This is a genomic window from Streptomyces sp. NPDC059679 (assembly GCF_042734105.1).
In the GTDB taxonomy this organism is placed as follows: Bacteria; Actinomycetota; Actinomycetes; order Streptomycetales; family Streptomycetaceae; genus Streptomyces.
This window is the reverse complement of the sequence record NZ_JBHWES010000042.1, coordinates 1-14,252: the sequence shown is the minus strand read 5'-3', so window position 1 is coordinate 14,252 and position 14,252 is coordinate 1. Positions and strand designations below refer to the sequence as shown.

The 14,252-nt window shown below is 72.1% G+C and carries 12 protein-coding genes and 1 pseudogene; 5 read left to right on the top strand and 8 right to left on the bottom strand.

Annotated features, from left to right (window positions below):
- Positions 1 to 131: 131 nt before the first annotated feature.
- Positions 132 to 341, bottom strand: coding sequence for a DUF397 domain-containing protein (locus ACFV2X_RS34125; protein ID WP_311723494.1), 210 nt, complete (start codon positions 339 to 341; stop codon positions 132 to 134).
- Positions 334 to 456 carry a hypothetical protein gene (locus tag ACFV2X_RS34120; protein WP_385624099.1) on the bottom strand — a complete coding sequence of 41 codons (123 nt, stop codon included), beginning with the start codon at positions 454 to 456 and terminating at the stop codon, positions 334 to 336. The genes ACFV2X_RS34125 and ACFV2X_RS34120 overlap by 8 nt, the downstream gene beginning before the upstream one ends.
- Positions 457 to 701: 245 nt before the next feature.
- Between ACFV2X_RS34120 and iscB the strand changes: the two genes are divergently transcribed.
- From iscB to ACFV2X_RS34105, 3 genes and pseudogenes are all read left to right on the top strand, one after another.
- Positions 702 to 2,081, top strand: a complete 1,380-nt coding sequence (gene iscB / locus ACFV2X_RS34115; protein WP_385624097.1) for an RNA-guided endonuclease IscB — start codon at positions 702 to 704, stop codon at positions 2,079 to 2,081.
- Positions 2,082 to 2,362: 281 nt separating this feature from the next.
- Positions 2,363 to 2,818: pseudogene (locus tag ACFV2X_RS34110) on the top strand (MFS transporter); the annotation flags it as partial.
- 151 nt (positions 2,819 to 2,969) lie between these two features.
- A complete protein-coding gene (locus ACFV2X_RS34105) occupies positions 2,970 to 3,455 on the top strand; it encodes an MFS transporter (RefSeq protein ID WP_385624095.1) in 486 nt (161 codons plus the stop codon).
- Here the strand turns inward: ACFV2X_RS34105 and ACFV2X_RS34100 are convergent.
- The 6 genes from ACFV2X_RS34100 to ACFV2X_RS34075 form a co-directional block, all read right to left on the bottom strand.
- A complete protein-coding gene (locus tag ACFV2X_RS34100; RefSeq protein ID WP_385624271.1) occupies positions 3,448 to 4,092 on the bottom strand; it encodes a response regulator in 645 nt (214 codons plus the stop codon). The genes ACFV2X_RS34105 and ACFV2X_RS34100 overlap by 8 nt on opposite strands.
- Positions 4,093 to 4,278: 186 nt before the next feature.
- Positions 4,279 to 5,934, bottom strand: coding sequence for a glycoside hydrolase family 6 protein (locus ACFV2X_RS34095; protein WP_385624092.1), 1,656 nt, complete (start codon positions 5,932 to 5,934; stop codon positions 4,279 to 4,281).
- A gap of 123 nt (positions 5,935 to 6,057) precedes the next feature.
- Positions 6,058 to 7,242: an XdhC family protein gene (locus tag ACFV2X_RS34090; protein ID WP_385624090.1), complete on the bottom strand. Its 1,185-nt coding sequence runs from the start codon at positions 7,240 to 7,242 to the stop codon at positions 6,058 to 6,060.
- A gap of 90 nt (positions 7,243 to 7,332) precedes the next feature.
- Entirely contained in the window at positions 7,333 to 9,729 is a 2,397-nt protein-coding gene (gene pucD, locus ACFV2X_RS34085; RefSeq protein WP_385624087.1) for a xanthine dehydrogenase subunit D, read from the bottom strand.
- A gap of 3 nt (positions 9,730 to 9,732) precedes the next feature.
- Complete coding sequence (locus tag ACFV2X_RS34080; RefSeq protein ID WP_385624085.1) at positions 9,733 to 10,281, bottom strand: (2Fe-2S)-binding protein; 549 nt, start codon at positions 10,279 to 10,281, stop codon at positions 9,733 to 9,735.
- Positions 10,272 to 11,153, bottom strand: a complete 882-nt coding sequence (locus ACFV2X_RS34075) for an FAD binding domain-containing protein (protein ID WP_385624083.1) — start codon at positions 11,151 to 11,153, stop codon at positions 10,272 to 10,274. The genes ACFV2X_RS34080 and ACFV2X_RS34075 overlap by 10 nt, the downstream gene beginning before the upstream one ends.
- A 228-nt stretch (positions 11,154 to 11,381) precedes the next feature.
- On the opposite strand from ACFV2X_RS34075, the gene ACFV2X_RS34070 reads away from it, so the two are divergent.
- A complete protein-coding gene (locus tag ACFV2X_RS34070) occupies positions 11,382 to 13,172 on the top strand; it encodes a PucR family transcriptional regulator (protein WP_385624081.1) in 1,791 nt (596 codons plus the stop codon).
- A gap of 241 nt (positions 13,173 to 13,413) precedes the next feature.
- Entirely contained in the window at positions 13,414 to 14,211 is a 798-nt protein-coding gene (locus ACFV2X_RS34065) for a hypothetical protein (RefSeq protein WP_385624268.1), read from the top strand.
- Positions 14,212 to 14,252 lie beyond the last annotated feature (41 nt).

Here is a 14,252-nt window from a genome sequence, read left to right as displayed (position 1 = left end):
ACAACCTTCAGCGTAAAGAGGCAGGTTGGGCGATGGCAGTTCATATCTGGCCGTCTCCTGGGTGACGGGGCAGGCGCCACCGCCCAGCGCGCAGTCCGTAGCTCACTCTCTGGTGAACCGCGGATCAAGTCTTAGCTCACAAGGTCGTCGAACTCGCCCGCCTTGACGCCCCTCAGCCAGGCGTCCATTTCCGCGCGCGTGAAGAACACAGTGCCCGCTTCGGGGTTCTTGCTGTTACGGACGGCGATCGTGCCGTCCGCCTGCGGGGCGACTTCGACGCAGTTGCCGCCCGCATCGCTGAAGCTGGACTTGCGCCACGGCGCTATGGAGGGGTCAGGCATGTGTGGTGGCCTTTCTGCGGTGCTTCTTCAGTTTGGAGGCCAGCAGTTCGGCCGAGTCCGCCTCCGAGAGGGCCAACTGACGTAGATCGTCGAACATCTTGACCATCGTGGCCACATCGCCCTCGTCGAGCTACGTTCCGCGCAGGACAGAAAACCCACCGCGCTGTCCTTCCTCAGCGGCTCGCTCTGGAATTCGAGTCAGCAGACAACCCCGGGATCAGGGACGAAACGGGGCTCGAACGCCGCGAGGCATCCGGCGCAGAACATGTGCGAGAGGAGACCGCCGAGCGTTCACCTGCGCCCGGCAGCGTCACTCCCAACCCTCAGGTTGGGAAGCAGCCGCGTGAGCGGCACCCGTTTGTGTTCGTGCTCGACAAACATCATCGCCCGTTGCAGCCATGCGCCCCGGCCAGGGCCCGCAAGCTCCTCAAGAAGGGAAGGGCTGTTGTCCACCGGCATACGCCGTTCGTCATCCGCCTCAAAGACCGTACCGCCGCCGTCTCAAAGGTCGACGGGGTAGAGGTCGGCATCGACCCCGGCAGCAAGCACACCGGCATCGCGGTGTTCACCGCCGTTGCGGGCGAACGCCGCGCCCGGTATGCGGTGCAGCTCGACCATCGGGGCGCGACGATCCGCAAGAAGCTGGAGCAGCGCGCCGCATACCGTCGCGGACGCAGGTCGCGCAACCTGCGCTACCGCAAGCCACGCTTCAACAACCGCACCCGGCCCAAGGGCTGGCTGGCGCCCTCTCTCCATCACCGGGTGGCCACCACCATGTCGTGGACGAACCGGCTGGCCAGGTGGGCGCCCGTGAGGGCGGTGCACGTCGAACGCGTGGCGTTCGACACCCACGCCATCAGCGCGGGCAAGCCGCTGGAGGGAGTCGAGTACCAGCACGGCACCCTCCACGGTATGGAGGTCCGCGGATACCTCCTGGCCAAGCTCGGGCGGGCCTGCGTCTACTGCGGCATCACGAACGTGCCGCTGAACATCGACCACATTCAGCCCCGCTCCTGGGGCGGCTCGGACCGCATATCCAACCTCGTGCCGATCTGCATCCCCTGCAACGAAGCCAAGTCCAATCGGCGGGTGGAAGAGTTCGCCCCCAAGCGGGCCGCAGACATCCTGCGGCGAGCCAAGGCCCCGCTCAGGGATGCAGCCGCCGTCAACTCGACCAGGTGGGCACTGTGGCGGGCGCTGGAGGCAATGCTGCCCACCCACACCGCCTCGGGCGGTCGGACGAAGTGGAACCGCACCCGCTGGGGCCTGTCCAAGTCCCACACCCTGGATGCACTGGCGGTGGGCAAGCTCGATTCGATCACCGAAATCGTCACTCGTGTGCTGGTGGCCGGGTGTACGGGGCGCGGCACACACGCCCGCACCCGCACCGACAAGCACGGCTTCCCCCGCCTGCGCATGCCCCGCCACAAAACTTTCTTCGGCTGCACCACCGGCGACCTCGTCCGCGCTGTCGTTCCCACCGGCAAGAAGGCCGGTACCCATACAGGGCGGGTCGCCGTACGGGCGACCGGCAGCTTCAACATCACCACCGCGAACGGAACCGTTCAAGGTATCCGACACACCTACGTCCGCCTCCTCCAACGGGCCGACGGATACGCCTACACCACCCAACCCGAACAGCCCTGCACAGCAGCCGGACAGCGGACGTCGATCCGCCCTGACGGCGAATCGGCTTTCCCTGCCCCGCTCCATAGGCGCTTCGTTTCCTCCCCCGGCTGAAGCCGGGGGTATCCACGAAGGAGAGACCTGATGAACGTCACCACGCGCAAGACGCCCGGCACCCAGTAGCCGACAGTTCCCATGGGCGGTGGCCACCGCAGGGCCCACCTGCGGCGGCCACCGCCCATGGCATGCCATGGACCGTTTCCTCATGAAGGGCTGGTTCAGCCGTGACCGCTGTCCACTGTCGACACCCCGGTGCCCGCCCCGATACCCGCCGCGGTGGGCCGTTCGCCCGTCAAGGGGTGGCTCGCCGTCCTGGCCTGGGCATCTTCTCTCTGATGACCTCCGAACTGCTGCCCATGGGCCTGCTCACCTCCGTCGGCTCCGCGCTGCACGTCTCCGAGGACACCGCGGGACTGATGGTGACCGTTCCCGGCCTGGTCGCCGCAGTCTCCGCGCCCCTGGTCACCATGGCCACCGGCCACATCGACCGCCGTATCGTGCTGGCCGTCCTGATCGGCCTGGTGGGCGCGGCCAACCTCGCCTCCGCCTTCGCGACCGGCTTCGCGGTGGTCCTGGCCGCCCGGTTTCTGATCGGCGTCAGCGTCGGGGGCTTCTGGTCCATCGCCGGTGGCATAGCACTGCGGCTCGTACCGGAGAAGCACGTCCCCCGGGCCACCGCCGTCATCTTCGGCGGTGTGGAGACCGCGTCCGTCCTGGGGGTCCCCACCGGGACGTTCATCGGCGACCTCAGCGACTGGCGCACCGCGTTCGCCGCCGTGGGCGTCCTCGGGCTGACCTCCCTGGTCTGCGTGGTCTTCCTGATGCCGAAGGTGCCGGCGGAGCGGACCATCGCGTTCGCGGACCTGCCGAAGGTCTTCAAAGGGCAACGGCGGCGTAGGGGCCGGGATCGCCCTCACCTTCCTCGTCATCACCGGGCACTTCGTGGCCTATACGTTCACCCGACCGATCCTCCAGGACGGCGGGGTCGACGACAGCGTGATCAGCGCCCTACTGCTGACCTTCGGACTCGCCGGTATCTGCGGCAGCTTCATCGCCGGCGCGCTCATCGCCAAGCGGCTGCGGCAGACCGTCATGGGCATCTGTGTGGTGTTGGCCCTGACCATGCCGCTCCTCGCGCTCGTCGGCGACAGCGCCGTCAGCGCGAGCACGATCCTGATCCTGTGGGGCCTGGGCTACGGCGCCGTGCCGGTCACCTTCCAGACCTGGATCCTCGACGCCGCACCGGACACCAGCGAGGCCGCCTCCTCGCTGTACGTCTCCACAGTCAACCTGTCCATCGCGCTCGGCGCGCTCTTCGGCGGTCTGGCGGTCGACACCATCGCCACCACGAGCGTGCTGTGGATCGGCGCCGCACTCGCCCTCCTGGCGCTGCCCGTGGTGGGGTTGCGTAAGCGACCCGTCAGCTGATCCCCGCCTCGTGGGCGAGCAGCCCGGCCTGGGTGCGGTTCACACAGCCCAGCTTGTCCAGCAGCCGCGACACATACCCCTTGATCGTGGCTTCCGAGAGATACAGCCGCGCCCCTATCTGCGCGTTCGACAGCCCCTCGCCGAGCCCGGCCAACACCTCGACCTCCCGCTCGGTCAGCGACTCCACCAGCCGCCGCGCCCGGTCACGCGCCGAGTGGCCGTCGGAGGAGGCCGCGATCAGCCGGCGGGCGGCGGCCGGGGAGAGCACGGTGTGGCCCTCGGCGGCCACGCGCACCAGTCCGATCAGGTCCTCCGGCGGCGTGGTCTTGATCAGGAAGCCCGTCGCACCGGCCCGCAGTGCGCGCAGTACGTACTGGTCGGCGTCGAAGGTCGTCAGGACCACGATGACCGGCGGGTCGGCGAGCTCCCTGATGCGCTCGATCGCGGTGAGCCCGTCCACGCCCGGCATCCGCAGATCCATGAGCACCACGTCCGGCCGGTGGCGCTCGACCGCCTCGGCGCCGGCCGCGCCGTCGTGTGCCTCGGCCACGACCTCGATGTCCTCGGCCGAGCCGAGGATCGTACGCAGGAACACGCACACCATCGGCTCGTCGTCCACGACCACTACCCGGACCACCGGTCTCACCCCATCGTCTCCTCCGTCGGCCCCGCCCACCCTACGGAAGTCGCACGCGAGGGAGACGTTGTGCCCGCTGCCGGGCCGGGCGCTTGGGCGCGGCGTCTCGCTCGTGGAGATCACCGCCCCCGGCACCCCCGGTCGGAGTGACCGTACCGGGGGTGTCAGCAGCCGCCTGACGATCCGTCACAGGGCGGGCTGGGCGTTGCGGACCAGTTCGAGGGCCTGCTCGGGGAACCACTCGCCCGCCTCCGGGTCGACCATGCCGCGCTCCGGGTCATGGGGCCCCTCCGTACCGCGCAGGCACTGGCCGTCCGACTCGCCGGGGGTCTTCACCCACAGCGCGGCGTCCTGCAGCGGATCGCCGGTCTTGGTGGTGGGACGCATGCCCAGGCCGCGGCCGGGAGGGTTGCACCAGGACTGGGGGTCGGCGTGGCTGCCGGCCCGGGGCAGCCAGGGGCCGCGGCCGTTGCGGCTGGTGTCGGTGACGAAGTGCTTCATCTCCTCGGGCTCGTTGAGCACATTGACCTCCAGCCACCGCTCGGCGCGCAGCCGCGGCCACCGCTGGTCGGGGCACTCCGCCGGGTTGCCGCCGTCGGCCACATAGGCCAGGCAGGAGGAGATGAGCCGGCCGTACCAGGCGTTGTCCTCGTCGGTCTGGTAGTGGGAGACGTTGAGGGCGAAGCCGGTGGCGTTGTCGACACCGGCGTGGAGCAGCCGGCTCACGATGCTGCTGACGGGGTGCCAGTCCGTGTGGCCGCCGTCCAGGTAGACCTTGGTGCCGGGCAGCGGTTCCAGTTTGTCGACCGCGTAGTTGAGCTCGGCGTAGCGGGCGGCGTTGCGGGCCCTTGCCTCGGTGGGGGTGAGGGCGGGTGCCTTCCGGGCGGTGCCCAAGGGGGTGTCCATAGGTGTGTTCGTGAGTGCGCTCGCGGGTTTGCTGACGGGTTCGGGTTCGTCGGTGACGGTGCCGATGGGTTTCTCGGCGGGGTTCTCAGTGAGCTTGTCCGTGGGTCTCTCCGCGGGCGCGTCCGGCTCGGCGTGCACCTCGTCCGGCGTGTCGGCGTGCTCCTCCTCGGGCAGGTCCTTGACCGGGTCGATGTCGGCGGGGGCCGCGGCCCGATGGGCGCCCCGCCTCGCGATCTGCTCCTGAGCCTGCGCATCGGCCTGCGCCTCGGCGCGGGCGAGCTCGCCACCGAGCACCCCCGCCCCGGCGCCGAACAGACGGCTGTCGAAGGCATCGCCCTCGGACGCCTCCTCGGCGTTCTGAGCGCCGTCCGGCCCGCCCTCGAGCTCGTCGGCGAAGTCCTCGCCGCGCCCGGCGCTCACGCCGCGGCCGCAGTCGGAGGGCAACAGGGCGAGCGAGTCGGGCTCCAGGACGATCATCGCCCGCCGGTGGCCGATGCCCCGGGCGACGGCGTCGATCCACTTCCGGTACTCGGCGGTGCCCTGCGCGCCACCCGCCGAGTAACTGCCGCAGTCACGGCCGGGCGTGTTGTAGAGCGCGAGTACGGGCACATGGCCCCGCCGCACGGCGCGCCGGGTGGTCTCGCGGACCAGTTGCTCGACCTCTTCCGGTGTGTCGTCCCCGAACCAGACCGCGTGCGGCGTGCGGACCATCTCGAGCAACGCGGCGGCCGCGCTGCGGTCGCCGTGCCTGACCAGCCGGGTCATCTGATGGAAGGGGCCCGTACCGGCCGGCGGGGTGTACAGCCGGTGCAGGGCCCTGGCCGGGGAGGGTTCCCCCGGCGCCACCGCGTATCCGGCGGCCGCGGTGGACAGGGGCAGCGCGATCGCGGCCAGGATGGCCATCGGCTTGGTGGGGATCGTCCGTCTTCTACGCACGTACGCACTCCTCGAGCGGCGTTTTCGGGGTCGATTTCTGAGGCTCAATCAGAAACCGGGACCTCGCAACGCGTACGTCCGCCGGGTGGCCGAACCGCTCCCCCACCCACGGGTGGCGCTCCGTCAGACGACCGAGCCGATCCACCCCATGCCCACCGACGCCGAAAGGTCGTGGTGGATGGGGATCTGGACGCCCGTCAGGGGCACGCCGCTGCCGCCCCGTCGGGCCGCGACGATTTCGCTCGCGATGGACAAGGCGGTCTCCTCAGGTGTCCGGGCGCCGAGGTCGAGGCCGATCGGGGAGCGCAGCCGCGCCAGCGCCGACTCGCCAAGACCGGCCTCGCGCAGCCGCCGCAGCCGGTCCTCGTGGGTGCGGCGCGAACCCATCGCGCCGACGTACCCGACGGGCAGCCGCAGCGCCCGCTCCAGCAGCGGGATGTCGAACTTGGCGTCGTGGGTGAGCACGCACAGCACCGTACGGGCATCCACCTCGGTGGCGTCCAGATAGCGGTGCGGCCACTCGACGACCACCTCGTCCGCGTCCGGGAAGCGGCGGGCGGTCGCGAAGACGGGCCGGGCGTCGCACACCGTCACGTGGTAGCCGAGGAACTTCCCGATCCGCGCCAGCGCGCCCGCGAAGTCGATCGCGCCGAAGACGATCATCCGGGGCGGGGGCACGGCGGATTCGACGAGGAGAGTGACCGGCTCGCCGCAGCGCCCGCCGTCCGCGCCGACCTCCACGGTGGCGGTGCGCCCGGCCTCCAGCAGCGCGCGGGCCTCGTCCACCGCCGTACGGTCCAGGGCCGCCGTACGGTCCGGGGCCGGGCCGAGGCTGCCCTCGTACGAGCCGTCGGGGCGCACCAGCAGCGCGCGGCCCAGCAGCTCCGGCGGCCCGTCGGCGATCCGTACGAGTGCCGCCGGGCGGCCATCGGATTCGCCGGACAGCGCGGCGGCCGACAGCGCGGCGGCGAGGACCGGGCGCAGCCGGGTGTCGTCGGCGGGCACCGGGGTGACCAGGATGTCGATGGTCCCGCCGCATGTCAGGCCCACGGCGAAGGCGTCCTCGTCGGAGTAGCCGAAGCTCTCCCGTACGGCCTGGCCGGTGCGCAGCGCGTCCTGGCACAGTTCGTAGACCGCGCCCTCCACGCATCCGCCGGACACGCTGCCGATCGCCGTCCCCGCGGCGTCCACGGCCAGCGCCGCGCCCGGCTGCCGGGGCGCGCTGCCGACGGCGGTCACGACCGTGGCGACGGCGAAGTCCCGTCCCTCCTCGCACCAGCGGTGCAGCTCGGCGGCGATGTCCAGCATGGCGCTCAGCTCCTGGGTCCGTCGGGTCCGTTGTCGAAGGGGAGCACGTCCGGCGGCGTGCCGCGACAACGCCACATTTACCCATAACCGTCACGTATCCGTCAGATGTTCCGGGCGGACGGGGACGCGGCCGAGACGCAGCCCCGTCGCCGCCCGGATGGCGGCGACGACGGCCGGGGTGGCGGACAGGGTGGGGGCCTCGCCGACCCCGCGCAGCCCGTACGGGGCATGGTCGTCGGCCAGTTCCAGCACCTCCACCGGGATGCTCGGCGTGTCGAGGATGGTGGGGATCAGATAGTCGGTGAAGGAGGGATTGCGGACCCGCGCGCCGTCCGAGACCACGATCTCCTCCATGACCGCGAGCCCGAGCCCCTGCGTCGTACCTCCCTGGATCTGGCCGACCACGGACAGCGGGTTGAGCGCCTTGCCGACGTCCTGGGCGGCGGCGAGTTCGACGACCTTGACCAGGCCGAGTTCGGTGTCGACGTCGACGACGGCCCGGTGGGCGCAGAAGGAGTACTGGACATGGCCGAAGCCCTGTCCGGTCTCCGGGTGGAAGGGCTGGGTCGGGCGGTGCCGGAACTCCTCCTCGATGTCGATCGCGTCCCCGCCCAGGATCTCGGCGAGGTCGCCGATGACCTCGCCCGCCTCGGTGACCACCTTGCCGCCCGCCAGCAGCAGCCCCGCGCCCGCCCAGCCGGGGTGGTCGGCGCCGAACCGCTCGCGGCCGCGCCGGAACACCTCCTCGCGCACCGCCTCGCAGGTGTGCTTGATCGCGCCGCCGGTCATATACGTCTGCCGGGAGGCGGAGGTGGAGCCCGCCGAGCCGACCTGGGTGTCGGCCGGGTGCAGCACGACCCGCGCCACGCCGAGCTCGGTGCGGGCGATCTGGGTGTGTACGGTCACCCCGCCCTGGCCGACCTCGGCCATGGCCGTGTGCACCTGGGCGACCGGCTCCCCGCCCAGCACCTCGAGCCGCACCCGGGCGGTGGAGTAGTCGTCGAAGCCCTCGGAGAAGCCGACGTTCTTGATGCCGACCGCGTAGCCGACGCCGCGCACCACGCCCTCGCCGTGGCTGGTGTTGGACAGCCCGCCGGGCAGCTCCCGTACGTCGGAGAAGCCGTCGGCGCGCGGCATCGGCCGGGCCTTGACCCGGCGCAGCAGCTCGGCGACCGGGGCCGGGGAGTCGACGCGCTGGCCGGTGGGCATGACCGCGCCCTGCTCCATGGCGTTGCGCTGCCGGAACTCCACCGGGTCCAGGCCCAGCTCCGCCGCCACCGCGTCCATCTGCGCCTCGTACGCGAAGCATGCCTGCACCGCGCCGAAGCCGCGCATCGCGCCGCAGGGCGGGTTGTTGGAGTACAGGGCCAGCGCCTCGATGTCGACGTTGTCCACGGCGTACGGGCCGATGGACAGCGAGGCGGCGTTGCCGACGACGGCCGGGGAGGAGGAGGCGTACGCGCCGCCGTCGAGGACGATGCGGCACTGGACGTAGACCAGCCTGCCGTCGCGCGTCGCGCCGTGCTCGTAGGTGAGCTTGGCAGGGTGGCGGTGGACATGACCGAAGAACGACTCGTACCGGTTGTAGACGATCTTGACGGGCCGGCCGGTGCGCAGCGCCAGCAGGCATGCGTGCGCCTGCATGGACAGGTCCTCGCGGGCGCCGAAGGCCCCGCCGACGCCGGACAGGGTCAGCCGGACCTTGTCGGCGGGCAGCCCCAGGACCGGGGCCAGCTGGTCGCGGTCGACGTGCAGCCACTGGGTGGCGATGTACAGGTCGACGCCACCGTCCTCGGCGGGCACGGCCAGGCCGGACTCCGGGCCGAGGAACGCCTGGTCCTGCATGCCGACCTCGTAGTCCCGGCGCACCACCACGTCGGCGCGGGCCCGGGCGGCGGCGACGTCGCCGCGCCTGATGGGCTGGCGGTGGACGATGTTGGGGTGCGGGGCGTGTGCGGCGTGGCGGTCCGTACGGCCGGGGTGGAGCACGGGCGCGCCGGGCGCGGTGGCGGTGGCCTCGTCGGTGACCAGCGGCAGCTCGGCGTACTCGACCTTGATCCGCGCGGCGGCGCGGCGCGCGGTCTCGGGGTGGTCGGCGGCGACGATCGCGACGGCCTCGCCGTGGTAGCGCACCCGGTCGGCGGCGAGCACGGGCTGGTCGCGGATCTCCAGGCCGTAGTGGGTCTCGGCGGGGAGGTCGGCGTACGTCATGACGGTGTGCACACCGGGCATGGCCAGCGCCTCGCCGACGTCGATGGAGCGGATCTCGGCGTGTGCGTACGGGCTGCGGAGGGTGAAGCCCCACAGCATGTCCTCGTGCCACAGATCGGAGGAGTACGCGAACTCGCCGGTCGCCTTGAGCGTGCCGTCGGGGCGCGGCGTGGACTCGCCGATGGTGCCCGGGGTGGCGGCGCCCTGGCGCGGCTCGGTGGGGGTGAGGGTGGGGGTGGGGGTGGGGGTGGGGGTGGGCGTGCGGCCGGGGCCCATGGGCTACCTCGCCTCCGTGGTGCGCGCGGCCGCCAGGCGGACCGCGTCGAGGATCTTCTCGTAGCCGGTGCAGCGGCACAGATTGCCGGACAGCGCCTCGCGGATGTCGGCGTCGGAGGGGTCGGGTGTGCGCTCCAGCAGTTCATCGGCGGCGATCACCAGACCGGGGGTGCAGAAGCCGCACTGGATGGCACCGGCGTCGATGAACGCCTGCTGGACGGGGGCGAGCGGGGGCGGCGGGGGCGTGGACGCCTTTGTCTCGTCGCCCGTGGCCTCCTCGCCCGTGGCCCGTCGGCTCCGGGCGTCGGCGTACCGCGCAAGGCCCTCGACCGTGACGATCTCGCGGCCCTCGGCCTGACCGGCCGCCACCAGACAGGCGCACACCGGCACACCGTCGAGCCGGACCGTGCAGGATCCGCATTCGCCCTGCTCACAGGCGTTCTTGGAGCCAGGGAGGCCCAGCCGCTCACGCAGTACGTACAGCAGCGACTCGCCCTCCCACACATCGTCGGCCTGCTGTGGCCGCCCGTTGACCGTGAACGTCACGCGCACCGTGCGCCTCCCTCAGTCAATGCCTCCCAGGTCCAGCCGAGCGTGCGGCGGGCCATGACGGACACCGCGTGGCGGCGGTACGCCGCGCTGCCGCGCACATCGTCGATCGGGTCGCAGGCGGCGGCGCACAGTTCGGCGAAGCGGCGGGCGATGGAGGGGCGGATGGTCCGGCCGCCGTCCCAGAAGCCGCCCTCGGCGAGTGCGGCGTTCAGAAAGTCCTCGGCCGCCCGTGCCCGTACCGGGGTGGGCGCGGCCGATCCGATACCGGTCCGCACCGTGCGGGTGTCCGGGTGGAGCGCGATCGCGAAGGCACAGACGGCGATGACCATGGCGTTGCGGGTGCCGACCTTGGAGAACTGCTGCGGCCCCGCGGCCTTGCGGATGTGGATGGCCCTGATCAGCTCGTCGTCCGCCAGCGCGTTGCGCTTCACCCCGGTGTAGAACTCCTCGACCGGGATGCGGCGGCTGCCGCGTACCGAGGCGACCTCCACCTCGGCCCCGGCGGCGAGCAGCGCGGGGTGCGCATCACCGGCGGGCGAGGCAGCGCCGAGGTTGCCGCCGACGCTGCCGCGGTTGCGGATCTGCGGCGAGCCGACGGTGTGCGCGGCGATCGCCAGCCCCGGCAGCTCGGCGGCCAGCCCCTCGATGATCCGCGTGTACGGTACGGAGGCGCCCAGCCGTACGGTCTCCGCGCCGGTCTGCCACTCGTACAGCTCGGCGATCCGGGTGAGGTCGAGCAGCTGGTCGGGGCGGCGGCGGTCGAAGTTGATCTCGACCATGACGTCGGTCCCGCCCGCGATGGGCACGGCCGCGGGATGCTCCGCCTTCGCGGCGAGCGCTTCCTGCCAACTGGCAGGGCGCAGAAATTCCATGGGCGTCCCTTCTCTCCGGGGTCCTCCCCCGAACTCTGCACACGGCTTACCGCCAGTAGACCGAGGTGTGGGCCACCTGGTGCAGTCACCAAAGCCATGAAGCAGTTGGCTGGCCAGCGGCATGGTCTTGTAGATTCGAACGAAAGACGGGGAGTGGAAACCTCGGCGATATTCACCGGAAACGGCGAGGCTTCCACCGGCACCACACGAGGATCGGCTGGCGACGACATGCGGCTGCGCGCACTGCTGGAGACCGACGCCCTGGGCCTGCGGCTGCTCGGTGGCGAGGATGAGCTGGACCGCACCGTGCGCGGCGTGATGACCACCGATCTGCGCGATCCGAGCCGCTATCTCTCCGGCGGCGAGCTGGTCCTGACCGGTCTGGCGTGGCGGCGGGAGCCGGAGGACTCCGAGCGGTTCGTACGGATCCTGGCGGCGGCCCAGGTCGCGGGGCTCGCGGCGGGCGAGGCGGAGCTCGGCTCCGTGCCCGAGGATCTGGTGCTGGCCTGCGCGCGGCACCGGCTGCCGCTGTTCTCGGTGGTGGAGGACGTGTCGTTCGCGTCGATCACCGAGTACGTGGTGCGCCGGGTCTCCGGCGAGCGGGCCGGCGATCTGGCGGCCGTCGTCGACCGGCACCGGCGGCTCATGAGCTCGGGGCCCGCGGGTGGCGGCCCGGAAGTCGTGCTGGATCTGCTCGGCTCCGACCTCGACCTGCCCGCCTGGGTGCTCTCCCCCACCGGCCGCCGGATCGCGGTGCCGAGCGTCGCCGCGGGCGTCGGCTCCCGGGGCGCCGGCTCCGGGGGCATCGGCTCCGGGGGCATCGGCTCCGGGGGCATCGGCTCCGGCGGCGCGCCCGAGTTGCCGGCCGCGGTGCGGGCGCGGCTCGCCGGGGAGCATCTGGCCGCCCAGCGCTCCGGCCGCCGAGGCCCGCACCGGGTGACCGCCGCCGACGGCGCCACGTACTCCCTGTTCCCCATCCGAGGCGGCGGCCGTACGCCGTCGGATACCGGAGCCGTACGCGAGACCGTGCTCTTCGACTGGCTGCTGGTGGTCGGGGCGGACGCGGGCGACTGGCCGGAGGAGCGGCTGGATCTGCTGCACGGCGTCACCCAGCTGATCGCGGTGGAGCGGGACCGCAGGGACGCCGACCGCACGGTACGGCGCCGGCTGGCGCAGGAGGTACTGGAGCTGGTCCAGTCGGGCGCGCCGCCTGCCGAGGTCGCCGCGCGGCTGCGGGTCGCCACCCCCGTACTGCTGCCGGGGCTGGGCACGGCGCCGCACTGGCAGGTGGTGGTGGCCCGGGTGGAGTGGGAGGGCGACGGGGCGCCGGGCGGTCCGGTGGCCCAGTCGCTGCTGGAAGAGGTGCTGGTCGATCCGGAGGCCACCGGGCCCGAGCCCTCGGACCGGATCGCGGTGGCGTACACCGGCGACGAGGCGGTCGCGCTGGTCCCGCTGCCCTCGCCGCCCGAGGCCCCGGCGGCTGATGGCGAGGGCGAGGGCGGCGGGGCGTACGACTTCGAGGCGGGGCTGCAGGCCGACGCGCTGCTGACCGCCGTCCGTGAACCGCTCTCCCGCGGGCTCGACGACGACGGGCGGCTGACGCTCGGCGTCAGCGCCGTCGTCCACTCCGCGGACGGGCTGCGCGGCGCCCTGGAGGAGGCGCGGCACGCGCGGCGGGTCGCCGCCGCCCGGCCCGGCCGGGTGTGTGCGGCGGGTCATCAGGAGCTCGCCTCGCATGTCCTGCTGCTCCCCTTCGTGCCCGACGACGTCCGCCGCGCCTTCACCGCCCGGCTGCTGGACCCGCTGTACGACTACGACCGCCGCCACCGCGCCGAGCTGATCCCCACGCTGGAGGCGTTCTTGGACTGCGACGGCTCCTGGACGCGCTGTGCGACCCGGCTGCATCTGCACGTCAACACGCTGCGGTACCGGGTGGGGCGGATCGAGCAGCTGACGGGGCGCGATCTGGCCCGTCTCGAGGACAAGTTGGACTTCTTCCTTGCGCTGCGGATGAGCTGACCGGCCGGGCGCCGGTCCGTCTGTGTCCCTGCGTGCCTGTCGTTCGCCCGTTCGTCCGTTTGGCCGTTCGCCTGTTGGTCAAGGGATGTTCAGTTTCTCCTGCATCCCCCCTGGTTCCCTGGGGTGTTTGTGAATTCATTCACACCGACCTCTTGGCCGCGCCCACGCATTCATGCTGAGATTCGGATCACAGCTTCCTGCTCGATGGCGCGCTTGGGAGGGCAATGTGGCGGACACCGCCATGTCACCACCTGGATCATCGGATTCCGATTCTGATCTCAGCCCGGGTCTTGTGGACGACCCCCTGGACACGGCGGTGTGGCGGCTACGCTCGCGCGGCTGTTGGCACGACGCCGCCGCCCTGCTCCAACCACGCGCGGCGGGCGACGCCTCGGCCGCGCTCAAGCGCACCGCCGTGCTCACCGAGCGCTGCATGTACACCTCCGAAGGGTGGGATGCGGCCGAGGACTCCCTGAGGGCGGCCGAGGCGCTGGCGCTGACCGATGACGAGCGGGGCGCCACGGCGTGCGAGCGTGGCTATCTCGCGTACGCGGCCACGCTGCTGGGGGTGCGCGACCGGGCCGACGAGGCGCGGACCGCGCTCGGGCGCGCCGCCGCGCTGCTCGGCCCCGGCTCGCGGACCCGCCCGCTGCTGGACTTCCGCCGCGGTCTGATCGCCCAGCATCTGGCGCAGAACCCGACCGGCGCCCAGGCCGCCTTCCAGCGCGCACACGCCGGGGCCGCGAACCACGGCGACGAGCTGCTGCGCTCCTTCACCTGGCGCCATCTGGCCGCGATGGCGGAGCAGGAGGGCGATCTGGCCGAGGCGCGGCGCGGCTTCACCGAGTCGCTGCGCATCCGGGAGGAGCTGGGCTATCTGATCGGCATCGCCCCGGCCCTCGCGGCGCTGGCCGAGGTGGAGGAGGAGCCGGAGGCGACCCGGCTGCGCACGGAGGCGATCCGCCTGGTGCGGCTGCTGGGCGGGGTGCCGGTGTGGCTCGCGGAGCAGTTAGAGCGGGCTCCCTCCGCGACGGCGTAGCGCGCGGAAGCATCCCCGAGAGCCCGCCCGGCGTACGACGC

Coding starts and splice junctions, on each gene's coding strand:
- ACFV2X_RS34065 (WP_385624268.1), top strand. CDS start 13,414: ATGTCACCACCTGGATCATCGGATTCCGATTCTGATCTCAGCCCGGGT.
- pucD (WP_385624087.1), bottom strand. CDS start 9,729: ATGGGCCCCGGCCGCACGCCCACCCCCACCCCCACCCCCACCCCCACC.
- ACFV2X_RS34070 (WP_385624081.1), top strand. CDS start 11,382: ATGCGGCTGCGCGCACTGCTGGAGACCGACGCCCTGGGCCTGCGGCTG.
- ACFV2X_RS34090 (WP_385624090.1), bottom strand. CDS start 7,242: ATGCTGGACATCGCCGCCGAGCTGCACCGCTGGTGCGAGGAGGGACGG.
- ACFV2X_RS34125 (WP_311723494.1), bottom strand. CDS start 341: ATGCCTGACCCCTCCATAGCGCCGTGGCGCAAGTCCAGCTTCAGCGAT.
- ACFV2X_RS34075 (WP_385624083.1), bottom strand. CDS start 11,153: ATGGAATTTCTGCGCCCTGCCAGTTGGCAGGAAGCGCTCGCCGCGAAG.